Origin of the sequence: Kitasatospora sp. NPDC056076 (assembly GCF_042266305.1) — a bacterium.
In the GTDB taxonomy this organism is placed as follows: domain Bacteria; phylum Actinomycetota; class Actinomycetes; order Streptomycetales; family Streptomycetaceae; genus Kitasatospora.
The window spans coordinates 25,145-41,245 of sequence record NZ_JBHJWG010000036.1 but is presented as its reverse complement, the minus strand read 5'-3'; the positions used below and the strand labels follow the sequence as shown (position 1 = coordinate 41,245).

Genomic DNA, 16,101 nt, shown 5'->3' with positions numbered 1-16,101 from the left:
GACAGCCGTGGACAGCCGTGTTGCCCGCACCGGGGGCCGTGGGGGAGGACCACTGCGGTGCGGGTCACGGCGGGCCCGGAGGGGGGCGGGCCCGTTTGTGGGGGATACGGAAGGTCCGGAGGGGCGGGGCCGAGGCCCTACAGGTTCTCGTACGGTGCCCGGGTCGCCGCCTCCAGCAGCGCCGGCACCTGGCTCTGCGGCAGGTCCAGGCAGCTGCCGACCGCGGCCAGCGCCTCGCGCTCCTGCGGCAGGTAGCGCCCGTCCGCCAGGGCGATCGCCGCGCCCAGCAGCAGCAGCCGCTCCCGGCCCTGCTGGGCCAGGTGCGGGGCGAGCGGTTCGAGCACCGCGTGCAGTTCCACGGTCAGGCCGCCCGCCATCCCGTGGGCGTCGTGGAGTTCGCCGCCGAGCCCGGACAGCGCGGCGAGCGCGGCCAGCACCTGGGCCTCGCCGCAGTCCTCGAACCCGGCCTCGCGCACCGCCGTGCAGGCCGCCTCGCGGGCCGCCCGGTGGGCGGTGCCGCCGGCCGCGAGCAGGGCCAGGGCGATGGTGTACTGGGCGTCCCGCAGCATCGCACCGAGGCGCACGCTGGTGGGCTGCTCCAGGGACTCGACGCCGTAGCGCCCGTGGCAGCTGGTGCACTGCACGCTGCCGATCACCGGTCCGAGCGGCGCGACCGGCGTCCCCAGCAACCGCAGCCACCGCCGGCCGTGCTGCCGGCGGTAGTTGCGGTCCCCGCCGCAGCCCGGACAGAAGAAATCACCGAGAACATCGGTCCGCCACCTCGGGCGAACACCCCACAACCTGGTCACGGCGCCACTCCCCAGACATGGCAGGCGGCCTGCACAACTATGGACAGGTCACGCGACCGGACACCGAGGCCGTCCCACCGACCCGGCTTGCCGGTGGATCGATGTTGCCACGGTTACCGGCACGTGTCAGTACCTCGAACGGCTTCCGATCCGAAAAAATGTGGCGCAGGCCACAGCCCGCCCGGGACGCCCGACGGACACGGCGAAGGGCCGTCCCGCGGGACGGCCCTTCGCGTACCACCCGCGGGAGTTAGCCGCGCTGCGAGCGGTTGACGGCACTGATCATCGCCTTCAGCGAGGCCAGCACGGTGTTGCCGTCGATGCCCACGCCCCACAGCACCTTGCCGTCCACCGCGCACTCCACGTACGCGGCCGCCTGGGCGTCGCCGCCCTCGCTCAGCGCGTGCTCGGCGTAGTCCAGCACCCGTACGTCCACGCCGATCCGGGCCAGCGCGTCCGCGAAGGCCGAGACCGGGCCGTTGCCGGTACCGGTCAGGGTCACCGGCGCACCGTCCACCACGGCCTCGGCGGTCAGCGCGTCCCGGCCGTCCTCGGTGGTCAGGGTGCGCGAACCGGCCAGCGACAGCCGGCCCCACGGGTTGCCGGTGGTCGGCAGGTACTCGTCCTCGAAGACCCGCCAGATCTCCGCCGGGCTGACCTCGCCGCCCTCGGCGTCGGTCTTGGCCTGGATGATCCGGGAGAACTCGATCTGCATCCGGCGCGGCAGGTCCAGCTTGTGGTCGTTCTTGAGGACGTACGCCACCCCGCCCTTGCCGGACTGGCTGTTGACCCGGATGACCGCCTCGTAGGTGCGGCCGACGTCCTTCGGGTCGATCGGCAGGTACGGCACGCCCCAGGTGTGCTCCGCCACCGGCACCCCGGCCGCCTTCGCGTCCGCCTCCAGGGCGTCGAAGCCCTTCTTGATGGCGTCCTGGTGCGAGCCGGAGAAGGAGGTGTACACCAGGTCCCCGGCGTACGGGTGGCGCGGGTGCACCTCCATCTGGTTGCAGTACTCGGCGGTGCGGCGCACCTCGTCGATGTCGGAGAAGTCGATCTGCGGGTCGATGCCCTGCGAGAACAGGTTCATCCCCAGCGTCACCAGGTCGACGTTGCCGGTCCGCTCGCCCTGCCCGAACAGGCAGCCCTCGATCCGGTCCGCGCCCGCCATGTAGGCCAGCTCGGCGGAGGCCACGGCGGTGCCGCGGTCGTTGTGGGGGTGCACCGACAGGCAGACGAACTCGCGGCGCGACAGGTTGCGCGACATCCACTCGAACTGGTCGGCCTGGACGTTCGGGGTGGCCCGCTCGACGGTGGCCGGCAGGTTCAGGATGATCTCGCGGCCCTCACCGGGCTGCCAGACGTCCATCACCGCCTCGCAGACCTCCAGCGCGAAGTCCAGCTCGGTGTCCACGAAGATCTCCGGCGAGTACTGGTAGCCGAAGACGGTGTCGTCGCCCAGCAGCTTCTCCGCGTACTCCATGACCAGCCGGGTGCCGTCCACCGCGATCGCCTTGGTGGCCGCCTCGTCGTTGCGGAACACCACCCGGCGGAACAGCGGCGCGGTCGCGTTGTACAGGTGGACGGTCGCCCGCGGGGCGCCGACCAGCGCCTCGACGGTCTTCTCGATCAGCTCCTCGCGGGCCTGGGTCAGCACCGAGATGGTGACGTCCTCCGGGATCGCCCCCTCCTCGATCAGCGACCGCACGAAGGCGTGGTCGGTGGCGCCGGAGGACGGGAAGCCGACCTCGATCTCCTTGTAGCCCATGGCCACCAGCAGGTCGAACATCTTCCGCTTGCGGGCCGGGGACATCGGGTCGATCAGCGCCTGGTTGCCGTCCCGCAGGTCGGTGGAGAGCCAGCGCGGCGCCTTGGTGATCACCTGGTGCGGCCAGGTGCGGTCCGGCAGGTCGACGGTGCCGAACGGCAGGTAGCGCCCGTGGCGCATGCCCGAGGGCCGCTGGCGCACGGAGGCGGCGGTGATCGGGGTCGGCCGGTCGACGAAGGCGCGAGCGGCGGGGACGGACGCGGCGGAGGTCTGCTCGGTCATGGAGGGGACTCTCGGCTTCCTGTGGATGCGTGGTGCGGGCGGTCGGGAGGGATCGACACCGACTGGCCGGCCGCTGCTGCGCCCCGCGATACGCCGTCGCATCGCCGTTTCCGCGCACAGCTCGTTCCCCGCGGCGAGGGAGCCGGCCCGGTGGACTACAGGCCCTCGACGCGGCAGCTAAGAAGAAGCAGCCCGTTGCGCATGATGTGGCCCAGCGTAACCCAGGCCCGCGCGCCCCCGAAGTGATCCGGGCTTCCGTTCCACCCCTTGAGACGTGGAACGGTCCTGCCACGGGTGGTGACATCCGGTCATCCAGGCCTCACCCTGGGCCACATGACTGCAGGAGTCCCGCGCTGCGCGATCGTCCCGCCGTACGTCCTGGACCGCCTCGCCGAGGCCGGTCACCAGCCCGCCGTCCACTCCCTCGCCCTGGACGCCGCGCACCGCGCGGCCCGCCTCGCCGCTCCCCCGCCGACCACCGGCGCCCCCGGCCTCAGCCGGCTGGTCTACGACGCCGGGCACGGCCAGCGGCTGCCCGGGCGCACCGTCCGCACCGAGGGCCACGCCCCGGTCGCCGACGCCTCCGTCAACCACGCCTACGACGGCCTGGGCGCCACCTTCGCGCTCTACTCCGACGTCTTCGGCCGCGACTCGATCGACGGCCGCGGCCTGCGGATGGACGCCAGCGTCCACTACGGCCGCAACTACGACAACGCCTTCTGGAACGGCTCGCAGATGGTCTTCGGCGACGGCGACGGCCAGGTCTTCGGCGACTTCACCGCCTGCATCGACGTCATCGGCCACGAACTCACCCACGGCGTCACCCAGTTCACCGCCGGACTGGACTACCAGGACCAGCCCGGCGCGCTCAACGAGTCCGTCTCCGACGTCTTCGGCTCGCTGGTCAAGCAGTACGCCCTGCACCAGGACGCCGCCTCCGCCGACTGGTTGATCGGCGCCGGACTGCTCGCCCCCGGCATCCAGGGCGTGGCGCTGCGCTCGATGAAGGCGCCCGGCACCGCCTACGACGACCCCCAGCTGGGCAAGGACCCGCAACCCGCCCACATGCGGGACTACGTGGACACCACCGACGACAACGGCGGGGTGCACATCAACTCCGGCATCCCCAACCACGCGTTCTACCTGCTGGCCACCGCCCTGGGCGGGTCGTCCTGGGAACAGGCCGGGCGGATCTGGTACGACGCCCTGACCGGCGGCGGGCTGCCCGCCACCGCCGACTTCACCGCCTTCGCCCGGGCCACCGTGGCCGCCGCCAAGGCCCGTTACCCCGACAGGCCCCCGGTCGCCGACACCGTGACGGCCTCCTGGGCCCAGGTCGGCGTCAGCCCGGGCTGACCGCGGACGACCGGTTCACCACCGGTTCGGAGCGGTTTGAGACCGCCTTAAGGTCACGGTCGGGGAAAAGAGCCGCAAAAGCCTCCCCTGCGTAGCACCATGGACACCATGCGTATCCAGGTGACCCGGACCGGCGGACTCGCCGGAATCCTCCGCCACGCGGAGCTCGAAACCGTCGACCGCACGGACGCCCCGCACGTCCACGCGCTCGCCCGCGAGGCCGTCGCGGGCGGGCTGCGCGCGCCCTCGTACGGGGTGCCGGACGGCTTCCACTACGAGATCACCGTCGACGGGCGGACGGTGTACTGCGCCGACCCCAAACTCACCGACTCCCAGCGGGAGCTGGTCTCGCTGGTGCTCCGCGAGGGGGCGTAGGCCCCTCCCGGGCCCGGTGCGGCACGGGCCCGCCCGGACGCGCACGGCGTCCGGACGGGCCCGGGGCGGCTCACCGCCCGTCGCCGAACTCCCCGGTCAGAAGCCGAGCTTGCGCAGCTGCTTGGGGTCGCGCTGCCAGTCCTTGGCCACCTTGACGTGCAGGTCCAGGTAGACCGGCGTGCCGAGCAGCGCCTCGATGTGCTTGCGGGCGGTGGTGCCGACGTGCTTGAGCCGGGAGCCCTTGGCGCCGATCACGATCGCCTTCTGGCTCTGCCGCTCGATGTAGACGTTGGCGTGGATGTCCAGCAGCGGACGGTCCGCCGGGCGGCCCTCGCGCGGCAGCATCTCCTCGACCACGACGGCGAGCGAGTGCGGCAGTTCGTCCCGCACGCCCTCCAGGGCGGCCTCACGGATCAGCTCGGCAACCATGATCTGCTCGGGCTCGTCGGTGAGGTCGCCCTCCGGGTAGAGCTGGTCGCCCTCGGGCAGCAGCTTGGTGAGGAGGTCGGCGACCAGGTCGACCTGCTGGTCGCCGACCGCCGAGACCGGGATGATCTCGGCCCACTCGAAGCCCAGCTCGATGCCGAGCTGGTGGATGGCGATCAGCTGCTCGGCCAGGCGCTTGGAGTCGACCAGGTCGGTCTTGGTGACGATGGCGACCTTGGGGGTCTTCTTGATCCCGGCGATCTCCTTGGCGATGAACTTGTCGCCGGGGCCGAGCTTCTGGTCGGCGGGCAGGCAGAAGCCGATCACGTCGACCTCGGCCCAGGTGGTGCGGACCAGGTCGTTGAGGCGCTCGCCGAGCAGGGTGCGGGGCTTGTGCAGGCCGGGGGTGTCGACCAGCACGAGCTGGGCGTCCGGGCGGTGCACGATGCCGCGCACGGTGTGGCGGGTGGTCTGCGGGCGGTCGGAGGTGATCGCGACCTTCGTCCCCACCAGGGCGTTGGTCAGGGTCGACTTGCCCGCGTTGGGACGGCCGACGAAGCACGCGAACCCGGAGCGGTACGAGGAGGAAGGGGCATTCATGCGCCCCATTCTCCCTGATCACCGGAGCCCCGCCGTCCGGGGCCGGTCCGTCCGGGGCGCTCAGCCCTTGCCGCCGCCCCGTCCGACCAGCGAGAACACCACCAGCAGCAGCAGGAAGGCGAGTGAACCCCAGAGCCAGTAGACCGTGCCGGTCTCCTGCCACTTGCCCATGCCCATCACGAACAGCACCAGCCCGGCGACGAACGCCAACGCCCCCATGCCCCAGCCCCTCACCGAGTCCACCCCTCCGGTGAGATTATCTGCTGAATGCAGGGGGCGCGGTCTCCTCGCACCGGCCCCGAGGGGGCCGCCGGGGGCCGCTCAGCGGGCCTCGGCCACCACCCGCAGCGTCCCGTCCGGACCGGCCAGCAGCACCGGCGTACCGGCCCCGCCCAGGTCCCGCACGGCCGCCAGATCGGCCTCGGCGGGCTGCTCGGCCTCGCTCACCACGGCGGCCGCCTCCAGCGACTTCGCACCGCTGGCCACCGCCATCGCCACCGCCGTCCGCAGCGCGCTCAGCCGCAGCGACTCCAGCGCGACCGTCCCGGCCACGTAGGTGCGGCCGGTCTCGTCACGCACCGCGGCCCCCTCGGCCACGCCGTTGCGGGCGCGGGCCGAGCGGGCCAGGGTGATGATCTTCTTGTCTTCGGGGTCGAGTTCGACGATGTCACTCATGCCGCCGAGCATAGGCGGCACCCTCCCGGCGCCCTCGGTCAACCCGGCCCCCTCGCGCAACCCGGCCCTTCCGTCAACCCGGCTCAGTGGCCCACCGGGTGGGTGCGGCCGGGGTTCGGGTTGAGCACCTTGACGAAGGTCTTCGCGGCGCCGGACGGCAGCGGCTCCTCGTGCGAGGCCCGCTCGCGCCAGAACGGATTGTCGTGCGGCAGGTGGCTGCCCACCCGGCCGTACATCCCGAAGGTGGTCACGACGATCCCGAAGACGAACGCGAACAGCACGTTCGACATCCGGAAGTTGAGGATGTTCGCGTCCGGCCGGCCGAGCACCGTCAGCCCGTAGAAGCCGGACAGGACGAACAGCACGCCGACCACCATGTTGAGGTTGGACGCGAAGTTCCCGCCGATCACCGCTCCGACCAGCAGGACCGCACCCGCCACGATGGACAGGATGCTCAGCGCCCCGTTGGTCGACAGCCCGGCGATCCGGTCACCGTGGGTGGCCAGGAAGCCGGGGTGGTCGGCCAGCCCCAGGATCCCGAACACGATCAGGAAGATCCCCCCGAGCCCCGCCCCGACCCGCCACACCAGGGCGAGCCGTCGATCGACGGTCGGCAGTTCGTCTTGCAGCTTCATGGCGACCTCCAGAGCCCGGCCGTCGCCGCGGGGCACGGCCGGGAGGCACGGCTAGCTGTAGGGATGGCTCCCCTGCATGTGGGGCGTCTCGTGCATGTAGAGCGAGCCGCACTGCTGGCAGCAGCGCAGCCCGGTGCCCCATTCCTGCTCGGGCCGCGTCTCGGCGTCGTCGGGCATGCTCCGGCCGCAGAGCGCGGTCGACGGGTCCTCGTCCCGCACCACGTGCCAGGACTTGACTCCGCCGACCGCCCCCTGCGGGCCGTACTCCGCGCGAAGTTTGTGCGTCATGCCCTCCATGGTCGCGCGGCGACCGCACACCCGCTACTCGCCCGCGGCCCGCACCGTTTCCGACCGGCGCACCGGCGAGGCGACCATCGAACCGATCCGGTTGCGGCGCCCGGCCGAGGACTCGGCGGTCAGCAGGATGCCGGTCAGGCCGTCCGCGGCCGGCTCGGGCAGCGGGATCTCGCAGGCCGACCCGGGGATCGGCACCCGGCCCAGGTGCTTGGCCAGCAGGCCGCCGACGGTCTCGACGTCCTCGTCCTCCAGCTCGATCCCGAACAGCTCGCCCAGGTCCTCCACCAGCAGCCGGGCGGTGATCCGGTACGAGCCGTCGCCGAGGTCCTCGACCGGCGCGATCTCCCGGTCGTACTCGTCGGTGATCTCGCCGACGATCTCCTCCAGGACGTCCTCGATGGTGACCAGGCCCGCCGTGCCGCCGTACTCGTCGATCACGATCGCGACGTGCGAGCGGCGCTGCTGCATCTCCCGCAGCAGGTCGCCGGCCGGCTTGGAGTCCGGGACGAACACGGCCGGGCGCATCACCGCGCCGACCTCCTCGGCCTCCGCCTCCCGGTTGATGTGGGTGCGGCGCACCAGGTCCTTGAGGTAGACGATGCCGACCACGTCGTCCTCGTTGTCGCCGACCACCGGGATCCGCGAGAAGCCCGAGCGCAGCGCCAGGGTGAGCGCCTGCCGGACGGTCTTGTGCCGCTCGATCATCACCAGGTCGGTGCGCGGCACCATCACCTCGCGCACGATGGTGTCGCCCAGTTCGAAGACCGAGTGCACCATCCGGCGCTCCTCGTCCTCGATCAGGTCGTCCTTCTCGGCGAGGTCGACCAGCGCCCGCAGCTCCGCCTCGGAGGCGAACGGCCCCTCCCGGTACCCCTTCCCCGGGGTCAGCGCGTTGCCCAGCAGGATCAGCAGCCGCGGGATCGGGCCGAGCACCGCGGCCAGCGGCAGCAGCACGAAGGAGGCCGCGGTCGCGGTGGAGATCGGGTGCTGGCGCCCGATCGTGCGCGGCGAGACGCCCACCGCGACGAAGGACACCAGCACCATCACGCCGAAGGCCAACAGCACGGCCTGCCAGGTCGGGTGGATGTTGCGCACGCACACCGCGGTGACCAGCACCGCGGCCGCCATCTCGCTGGCCACCCGGATCAGGGTGGCCAGGTTGAGGTAGCGGAACGGGTCGGAGGCGACGGCCAGCAGCCGCGCGGAGCCGCGCCGGCCGTTGCGCACGGCCTCCTCCGCCCGGAACCGGGAGACCCGGGAGATGCCCGCCTCGGCGCACGCGGCCAGCCAGCCCAGGACGACCAGGGCCACGGCACCGAGGATGAAGCTCGTACTCTCACCGCTCACAGGAGTTCGGGCCCCGCGCTCAGTGGGTGGTGGGGGCCGGGGAGATGCCGCCGAGGCCCCGGCCCGCCCGCCAGTCGTCCAGGATCCGCTTCTGGAGGGCGAACATCTCCTCCTCCTCCTCCGGCTCCTCGTGGTCGTAGCCGAGGACGTGCAGCACACCGTGGACGGTGAGCAGCTGGAGCTCCTCGTCCATCGAGTGCTTGGAGGGGGCCGCCTTGCCCTGCTGCTCGGCGACCTCGGGGCAGAGCACGATGTCGCCGAGCAGGCCCTGCGGCAGCTCCTCGCCCTCCTTGCCCGGACGCAGCTCGTCCATCGGGAACGACATCACGTCGGTCGGTCCGGGCAGGTCCATCCACTGGATGTGCAGCTCCTCCATCGCCGCACCGTCCACCAGGATCACGGACAGTTCGGACTGCGGGTGGATCCGCATCTTGTCCAGGGCGAAGCGGGCGACGTCGAGGATGGCTTCCTCATCGGCGTCCCAACCGGACTCGTTGGCGATGTCGATCGACATGACGGGCTGTGTGCTCAGCTTTCGGTGCGATGGGACTGTCGGGGTGCGCGCGCCGCGGCGGTCTTTCCGGGGCGCCGCTGGGCGGGCTTGCGGGCGGCCGGGGAGTTCTCCTCGGCCTCCTGCCGCGCGTCCCAGCGTTCGTAGGCGTCCACGATCCGGCCGACCAGCTTGTGGCGGACCACGTCGGTGCTGGTGAGGACGGAGAAGTGGATGTCCGGGACGCCGGCCAGGATCTCCTGGACGACCTTGAGCCCGCTGCGGGTGCCGCCCGGGAGGTCGATCTGGCTGGTGTCGCCGGTGACCACCACCCGGGAGTTGAACCCGAGGCGGGTGAGGAACATCTTCATCTGCTCGGGCGAGGTGTTCTGGGCCTCGTCCAGGATGATGAAGGCGTCGTTGAGGGTGCGGCCGCGCATGTACGCGAGCGGCGCGACCTCGATGGTGCCGGCCGCCATCAGGCGCGGGATGGAGTCCGGGTCCATCATGTCGTGCAGCGCGTCGTACAGCGGGCGCAGGTACGGGTCGATCTTCTCGTAGAGGGTGCCGGGCAGGAAGCCCAGCCGCTCGCCCGCCTCGACCGCCGGGCGGGTCAGGATGATCCGGTTGACCTCCTTGGCCTGGAGGGCCTGGACGGCCTTGGCCATCGCCAGGTAGGTCTTGCCGGTGCCGGCCGGGCCGAGGCCGAAGACGATCGTGTGCTTGTCGATCGCGTCGACGTAGCGCTGCTGGTTGAGCGTCTTGGGGCGGATCGTGCGGCCGCGGTTGGACAGGATGTTCGCGGTGAACACCTGGGACGGCGCCGGGCTGTCCGGGCCCTCCTCGCGGAGCATGGCGATGGAGCGCTCCACGGAGTCCTCCGTCAGGGGCTGGCCGGTGCGCAGCACCAGCATCATCTCGTTGAAGAGCTTCTGCACGAGGGCGACCTCGGCGCGCTCCCCGGTGGCGGTCACCTCGTTGCCGCGGACGTGGATGTCGGCGGCGGGGAACCCCTGCTCGATCACGCGCAGCAGCGAGTCCGCCGTGCCGAGCAGGGTGACCATCGGATGCTTCTCGGGGATGACGATCCGGGCGCTCACCCGGCCGTCGTCGGTCGGTTCGGGGCGCGACTGTCCATCGGTACGGGTCTGCGATGTGTCACTCATGGGTCGGCGCTGGGCCTGCCTCATCCCATCCGTGGTCTCGTGTGCCGCTCGGTCTCTCCGGGGCACCAGGGTACGCCGCGAGCGTGATCGCTGCGGCGGGCGGCGGGGCCGCACCCGACGATGCTGCGGCAGATCGCGGGGCGGCGCGAGCCCTTTTCGCGGGGAGCCCGTGCGGCGTCCACCGCCGGCGCCGCGCCGTCCCCGGGTGACGGCGGGTGCTGCACGGGTGACGGCGGACCGTTCACGGGTGACGGCGGACCGTTCACGGGTGGCGGCGGACCGTTCACGGGTGGCGGCGGACCGTTCACGGGTGGCGGCGGGCGGGGACGGGCACCCGGGCGAGGTCCTCGGCGAGCACCAGGTCCCCGTCGAAGTGCTTGCGGGCGTCGGCCAGGTGCTGGCCCAGGTCCGGGTAGCGCTGCGAGAAGTGGGTCAGCACGAGGGTCCGCGCCCCGGCCTCGGCCGCGACCTTGGCGGCCTGGCCGGCGGTGAGGTGGCCGTGGTCCTCGGCGAGGTGGGCGTCGGCGTCGGTGAAGGTCGCCTCGACCACCAACAGGTCGGCGCCATCGGCGAGTTCGTGCACCCCCTCGCAGAGCCGGGTGTCCATCACGAAGGCGAAGCGCTGGCCCCGGCGGTGCTCGCTGACCTCGTCCAGGGTGACGGTGCGGCCGTCCACCTCGACCGCGCCCTCGTGCTGGAGCCGGCCCACGGCCGGGCCGCGCACGCCGGCCGCGGCGAGCCGCTCGGGCACCAGCCGGCGGCCGTCCGGCTCGGACAGCCGGTAGCCGAAGGACTCCACCGGGTGGTCCAGCCGGACGGCGTCCAGCGCGAAGCGGGCGCCGGGCGCGGGCAGCGGGCCGGGCTCGTCGATCGGCCGCGGCCGCAGCACGGCGGTCTCGTGGTACGCGGTGGCGTGCCGCAGCCGCTCGAAGTAGACCTCGCCGGACGCCGGGAAGTAGACGTCCACCGGGTGCGGGACCCGGTCAAGGTTGATCCGCTGGATCACCCCGGCGAGGCCCAGGCAGTGGTCGCCGTGGAAGTGGGTCACCGCGATCCGGGTGATCTGGGTGGCCGAGACCCCGGCGTGCAGCATCTGGCGCTGGGTGCCCTCGCCGGGGTCGAACAGCAGGCCCTCGCCGTCCCAGCGGAGCAGGTAGCCGTTGTGGTTGCGGTGCCGGGTGGGCACCTGGCTGGCGGTGCCGAGGACGACGAGTTCGCGCTGGGACACCTGGGATCAGACCATGCTCTCGTTCATCGGCATCCCGCCGAGCACGTGCACATGGGCGTGGAACACGGTCTGCCCGGCGCCCGCGCCGGTGTTGAAGATCAGCCGGTAGTCCTCGATGCCCTCGTCCCGCGCCACCGCGCCCGCCTCGGCCAGCAGTTCGCCGGCGACCTCGGGCTCGGCGGCGCCCAGCGCCGCGGCGTTCGGGTAGTGGACGTGCGGAATCACCAGGACGTGCACGGGGGCCTTGGGGGCGATGTCGCGGAAGGCGAGGACGCGCTCGGTCCTGCGCAGCACGGTCGCCGGGATCTCGCCCGCCACGATCTTGCAGAACACACAGTCGGACTGCGGCTCGCCGGCCATCGGAATCTCCTCGGTTCGGTCGTCGATCACGGTTGCACGGGCCGTACGGGCGCAGCCTAGCCGAGCCGCCCGAGCGCCTGCTGGTACTCCTGCAGGTGCTTCCAGCGCACCGAGCGCATGCCGATGATGTCCCCCTCCTCCAGGTCGAACTCGTCGAAGACGAACGAGAGCACCAGGACGACGAAGCCGACCAGCCAGCGCCGGGTCAGCCGCCAGGTGTTGGGGCGCATCACCCGCTTGCGGCGCACCACCCGCATCGCCAGGATCCCCTTGCCCACGCTGAACCCGACCAGCCGGGCCAGCACCACCTGGTTGAGGAACGAGACCAGCACGCAGACGCCCAGGAACGCCGCCCAGAACGGCACCACCGGCCCGCTCGCGTGCTGGACGGCGTGGCCGGCCGCGGCCGCGACGGGCTTGGTACGACCCGCCGCGACGTCGGAGGCGACGGCGGCGGCGAAGCCTGCGCCCAGCGCGAGGCCGGCGTCCAGCACCATCGCCAGGAAGCGCCGGAAGCCGCCCGCCTCCCGGGGGCACGGCGGCAGCGCGGGCTGCGGGTGGGGCTGTTGCTGCGGGTACGGGGCCTGCCCGTACGGCGGCTGCGCCTGCGGGTACGGCTGGGGCTGACCGTACGGCTGGGGCTGCGGCGGGTACGGCTGCGGGGGCTGGGCGTACGGCCCCTGGCCGTACGGGTTCGGCCCCGGGCCGCCCGGCGGGTACTGCTGCTGCGGGTACGGCTGGTTCTGCGGGTACTGCTGCTGCTGCGGGTACGGCTGTTGCTGCGGGTACTGCTGCTGTTGCGGGTACTGCGGCGGCGGATAGCCCTGCGCCATGGTGTGCTCCCCCGTGAGCCGTCGACCAGATCAAGATCGCGATCAAGAACAGCCCCGCATCCTACCCACGACCCGGCGCGGGAGCCCGGCCGCGCCGGACCCCCGCGCCCCGCAGGGCCCCGCAGCGCCCCGCGCCGGCTACGCCCAGGGCAGCGGCGGCGCCGTGCGGGCCGGGGTGGCGGCCAGGGTGTCGAGGGCGATCCGCACGGCCTCGGCCAGCTGCGGGTCCTCGCCGGCCGCCCAGTGGTGCGGGGCGAACGGCACCTCGACGTCCGGGTCGACGCCGTGGTTCTCCAGGCCCCAGCCGTAGTTCTCCATCCACATCGCGTACTTGGGCTGGGTGACCAGGGTGCCGTCGACCAGCTGGTACCGGCTGTCGATGCCGATCACCCCGCCCCAGGTCCGGGTGCCGACCACCGGGCCGATGCCGAGCGCCTGGATGGCGGCGTTGACGATGTCGCCGTCCGAGCCGGACAGCTCGTTGGCGATCGCGACCACCGGCCCGCGCGGGGCGTCCATCGGGTAGGGCACCCGGCCCTCGGTGTCCCGGATCGCGTACCAGCCGATGATCCGCCGGGCCAGCTTCTCTATCACCAGCTGCGAGGTGTGGCCGCCGCGGTTCTCCCGGACGTCCACGATCAGGCCGTCCTTGGCCATCTCGGTGGAGAGGTCGCGGTGCAGCTGCGCCCAGCCGGCCGTCTGCATGTCGGGGATGTGCAGGTAGCCGAGCCGGCCGCCGGACAGCTCCCGCGTCTTCGCCCGCCGGCCGGCCACCCAGTCGTGGTAGCGCAGCGCCTCCTCGTCGGCGAGCGGGACGACCACGGGGTGGCGCCGGTCGCTGCCGTCCTTGCCGGCCACGGTCAGCTCCACCGGCTGCCCGGCGGTGCCGGCCAGCAGCGGGGCCGGGCCGGTGACCGGGTCGACCGGGCGGCCGTTGACGGCGAGCAGGGCGTCGCCCGGGCGGATCGCGGCGCCGGGCGCGGCCAGCGGCGAGCGGGCCCGGGGGTCGGAGGACTCGCCGGGCAGGATCCGGCCGATCCGCCACTGCCCGCCGTCCCGGACCAGGTCGGCGCCGAGCAGGCCCTGGCGCCGGGCGGGCTCGGTGTAGCGGCCGTACGGGACGACGTAGGCGTGCGAGGTGCCGAGTTCGCCGTGCACCTCCCAGAGCAGGTCGACCAGTTCGTCGTGCGAGCCGACCCGCTCGACCAGCGGCCGGTAGCGCTCCAGGACCCCGGCCCAGTCGACGCCGCCGAGGTCGGGGCGCCAGAAGTTGTCCCGCATCAGCCGGCCGTTCTCGGCGTACATCTGCCGCCACTCGGCGGCCGGGTCGACGGTCACCCGCAGCCGGGTGAGGTCGACGGCGGTCTCGTCGTCCTCGCCGCCGGACTTGCGGTCGGCCGGGACGATCCGCAGCTCGCCCCCGTCCAGCACGGCCAGCCGGGTGCCGTCCCCGCTGACCGAGAACCCGTCGACGCCGTGCACCAGTTGCTCGACCCGGCGCTTCCTGAGGTCGAAGCGCTCCAGCACCGGGCGGGGCCGGTCGTCGTCCAAGGAGGCGGCCTCGTCGCCGAGTTCGCCGAGCAGCGGCGCCCTGGTCCACAGCACCCCGTCCTTGGCGGCGCGCAGCGTGTGGAAGCGGCCGCCCTCGACCGGGAAGGGCACGATCCGGTCGGCGATGCCGTCCAGGTCCACCCGCACCGCCGGCACCGCCCCGTCCGCGGCCTCCTCGCCGTCCGCCGCGCGGGCCTTGGGCTCGTCCTCCTCCCCGCCGGGCGCCCGCCCGGCCCGCTGCGGGCCGAACGGGGAGGGCGTCTCGGCGGCGAGCGTCACCAGGTAGGGGCGGCAGCCGTTCGGGAAGGACAGGCCGAAGGCGTGGGCGTCGTAGACCGGGTCGAAGCTGCGCACCGAGAGGAAGGCCAGGTAGCGGCCGTCGGCGGTGAAGGCGGGCGAGGTGTCCAGGAAGCGCTGCGAGGTGACCTCGCCGACGGTGCGGGTGGCCAGGTCTGCCAGCACGATCTGGCGCAGCGAGTACGGGCCCATCCGGTGCACCGGGCGCGACCACGCCAGCCAGGCCGAGTCCGGGCTGAACACCAGGCCGCCGACCTCGCCGTCGGTGCTGCGGTCCAGCTCGTGCACGGCGCCGTCGGCCAGGTCGACCACCAGCACCCGGCCGTCGTGCACGCCGACCGCGGCCCGCCGGCCGTCCGGGGAGACCACCAGCGAGTTGACCCGGCCCAGTCTCCCGGCGGCCAGCCGGCGCCGCTCGGGGTCGTGCACGGCGGGGGCGTACTCCAGGGCGTCCTCGCCCTCGGCGTCGGACACCCAGAGCACGCCCTGGGCGCCGTCCTCGCCCGGCACCACCCGGGCCAGCCGGGCGCGCACGCCCGGGGTCTCGTCCAGCACCCGGGCCGGGCCCTCGCGGTGGGTCAGCCAGTGCACGCTGCCGCGCACCACCACGGCGCCGGCCCGGCCGGTGCGGTCCGGGGCGACGGACTCCAGCCAGTGCGCGGCGTGCACCGGGTGGGGGCGGCGGCGGGCCCGCGAGCCGGCCGGGCGGACGTCCAGCCGGCGCGGGGAGGCGCTCTCCAGGTCGTCCAGCAGCCACAGGTCGCCGGCCCGGTGGAAGACCACCCGGGTGCCGTCGGTGCTGGCGTTGCGGGCGTAGAAGCCGTCCGGGTCGGTGCTGTGGCGGCGCAGGTCGGAGCCGTCGGGGCGGCTGGACCACAGGTCGCCGACGCCCTCGTGGTCGGACAGGAAGGCGATCCGGCCGTCGCCGTCCCCGGCCACCCAGAGCGGGGAGTCGAGCTGCCCGGCCAGGTCCTGGTGGATCCGGACGAACCGGTCCCGCCCGATCCACAACTTGCCGGCCCGGCCGCCCCGGTAGCGCTTCCACCAGGCCGGCTCGCGGTTGTTGACGGTCACCAGCAGCACCCTCCCCCCGGCTTCGGCCGCAGGGTCCCCGACGCCCTCCGGCTCGAAGGCGAGCCCGCCGACCGGCCCGTACGGCAGCCGCACCGGCTCGCCGCCGTCCAGCGGCACCGCGTGCGCCCAGCAGCGGCGCACCCCGGACTCGCCCGCGCCGGTGGTGGCGATCGGGCGCCCGTCGGCGGTCCACCCCTGCACCCGGGTCTCGGCGTTGCCCCAGTACGTCAGCCGCCGGGACGGTCCGCCGTCCACCGGCACCACGTGCACCTCGGGGGCGCCGTCCCGGGTGGAGGTGAAGGCGAGGTGGCGCCCGTCCGGGGAGAACCTGGGGTGCTGCACCGGCAGGTGATCGGCCGTCAGCCGCCAGGCCCGGCCGCCCTCCAGCGGGGCGAGCCACAGGTCGTCCTCGGCGACGAAGGCGACCAGGTCACCGTGCAGATGGGGGTGGCGCAGATAGGCGCCCGCGGAGGTGCTCAGGGAGTCCGTCACGCCGCCAGCGTAGGCAGGTGCGGGTACGAGCCGCTCCGTTCTC

Annotated in this window: 16 protein-coding genes; 2 read left to right on the top strand and 14 right to left on the bottom strand. The window is 73.1% G+C overall.

Annotation, left to right across the window (positions count from 1 at the left end):
• Positions 1 to 137 precede the first annotated feature (137 nt).
• Together ACFC1T_RS26700 and leuA are read right to left on the bottom strand one after the other, a co-directional pair.
• A complete protein-coding gene (locus tag ACFC1T_RS26700; protein WP_375892480.1) occupies positions 138 to 689 on the bottom strand; it encodes a TerB family tellurite resistance protein in 552 nt (183 codons plus the stop codon).
• 370 nt (positions 690 to 1,059) lie between these two features.
• Positions 1,060 to 2,856 (bottom strand): 2-isopropylmalate synthase, encoded by a 1,797-nt coding sequence (leuA, locus tag ACFC1T_RS26695; RefSeq protein ID WP_375892479.1) that lies wholly within the window; start codon positions 2,854 to 2,856, stop codon positions 1,060 to 1,062.
• A gap of 333 nt (positions 2,857 to 3,189) precedes the next feature.
• Here leuA and ACFC1T_RS26690 point away from each other — a divergent pair, with 333 nt between their 5' ends.
• Together ACFC1T_RS26690 and ACFC1T_RS26685 are read left to right on the top strand one after the other, a co-directional pair.
• Entirely contained in the window at positions 3,190 to 4,212 is a 1,023-nt protein-coding gene (locus ACFC1T_RS26690; RefSeq protein WP_375892477.1) for a M4 family metallopeptidase, read from the top strand.
• A 108-nt stretch (positions 4,213 to 4,320) separates the two neighbouring features.
• On the top strand, positions 4,321 to 4,587 hold the full coding sequence (locus ACFC1T_RS26685; protein ID WP_375892475.1) for a protealysin inhibitor emfourin: 267 nt from the start codon (positions 4,321 to 4,323) through the stop codon (positions 4,585 to 4,587).
• A gap of 96 nt (positions 4,588 to 4,683) precedes the next feature.
• Here the strand turns inward: ACFC1T_RS26685 and era are convergent, their stop codons facing one another.
• The 12 genes from era to ACFC1T_RS26625 all read right to left on the bottom strand — a co-directional run bounded on the left by era (position 4,684) and on the right by ACFC1T_RS26625 (position 16,058).
• Complete coding sequence (gene era, locus ACFC1T_RS26680; RefSeq protein ID WP_375892474.1) at positions 4,684 to 5,613, bottom strand: GTPase Era; 930 nt, start codon at positions 5,611 to 5,613, stop codon at positions 4,684 to 4,686.
• A gap of 60 nt (positions 5,614 to 5,673) precedes the next feature.
• Positions 5,674 to 5,856: a hypothetical protein gene (locus tag ACFC1T_RS26675; RefSeq protein ID WP_360228745.1), complete on the bottom strand. Its 183-nt coding sequence runs from the start codon at positions 5,854 to 5,856 to the stop codon at positions 5,674 to 5,676.
• 78 nt (positions 5,857 to 5,934) lie between these two features.
• On the bottom strand, positions 5,935 to 6,300 hold the full coding sequence (locus ACFC1T_RS26670) for a cytidine deaminase (protein ID WP_375892472.1): 366 nt from the start codon (positions 6,298 to 6,300) through the stop codon (positions 5,935 to 5,937).
• Positions 6,301 to 6,371: 71 nt separating this feature from the next.
• On the bottom strand, positions 6,372 to 6,923 hold the full coding sequence (locus ACFC1T_RS26665; protein WP_375892471.1) for a DUF4383 domain-containing protein: 552 nt from the start codon (positions 6,921 to 6,923) through the stop codon (positions 6,372 to 6,374).
• Between the two features lie 51 nt (positions 6,924 to 6,974).
• Complete coding sequence (locus ACFC1T_RS26660; RefSeq protein WP_375892469.1) at positions 6,975 to 7,211, bottom strand: hypothetical protein; 237 nt, start codon at positions 7,209 to 7,211, stop codon at positions 6,975 to 6,977.
• A gap of 33 nt (positions 7,212 to 7,244) precedes the next feature.
• A complete protein-coding gene (locus tag ACFC1T_RS26655; RefSeq protein ID WP_375892468.1) occupies positions 7,245 to 8,567 on the bottom strand; it encodes a hemolysin family protein in 1,323 nt (440 codons plus the stop codon).
• Between the two features lie 19 nt (positions 8,568 to 8,586).
• The gene (gene ybeY, locus ACFC1T_RS26650) at positions 8,587 to 9,081 is read right to left on the bottom strand and encodes an rRNA maturation RNase YbeY (RefSeq protein WP_030061268.1); all 495 of its coding nucleotides are present in this window, start codon (positions 9,079 to 9,081) and stop codon (positions 8,587 to 8,589) included.
• Between the two features lie 14 nt (positions 9,082 to 9,095).
• The gene (locus ACFC1T_RS26645) at positions 9,096 to 10,223 is read right to left on the bottom strand and encodes a PhoH family protein (protein ID WP_375892466.1); all 1,128 of its coding nucleotides are present in this window, start codon (positions 10,221 to 10,223) and stop codon (positions 9,096 to 9,098) included.
• A 304-nt stretch (positions 10,224 to 10,527) separates the two neighbouring features.
• On the bottom strand, positions 10,528 to 11,451 hold the full coding sequence (locus ACFC1T_RS26640) for a ribonuclease Z (protein WP_375892465.1): 924 nt from the start codon (positions 11,449 to 11,451) through the stop codon (positions 10,528 to 10,530).
• Between the two features lie 6 nt (positions 11,452 to 11,457).
• Positions 11,458 to 11,811 (bottom strand): histidine triad nucleotide-binding protein, encoded by a 354-nt coding sequence (locus tag ACFC1T_RS26635; RefSeq protein WP_375892463.1) that lies wholly within the window; start codon positions 11,809 to 11,811, stop codon positions 11,458 to 11,460.
• Between the two features lie 56 nt (positions 11,812 to 11,867).
• A complete protein-coding gene (locus ACFC1T_RS26630) occupies positions 11,868 to 12,644 on the bottom strand; it encodes an RDD family protein (protein WP_375892461.1) in 777 nt (258 codons plus the stop codon).
• 138 nt (positions 12,645 to 12,782) lie between these two features.
• Entirely contained in the window at positions 12,783 to 16,058 is a 3,276-nt protein-coding gene (locus ACFC1T_RS26625) for a S41 family peptidase (protein ID WP_375892460.1), read from the bottom strand.
• Positions 16,059 to 16,101 lie beyond the last annotated feature (43 nt).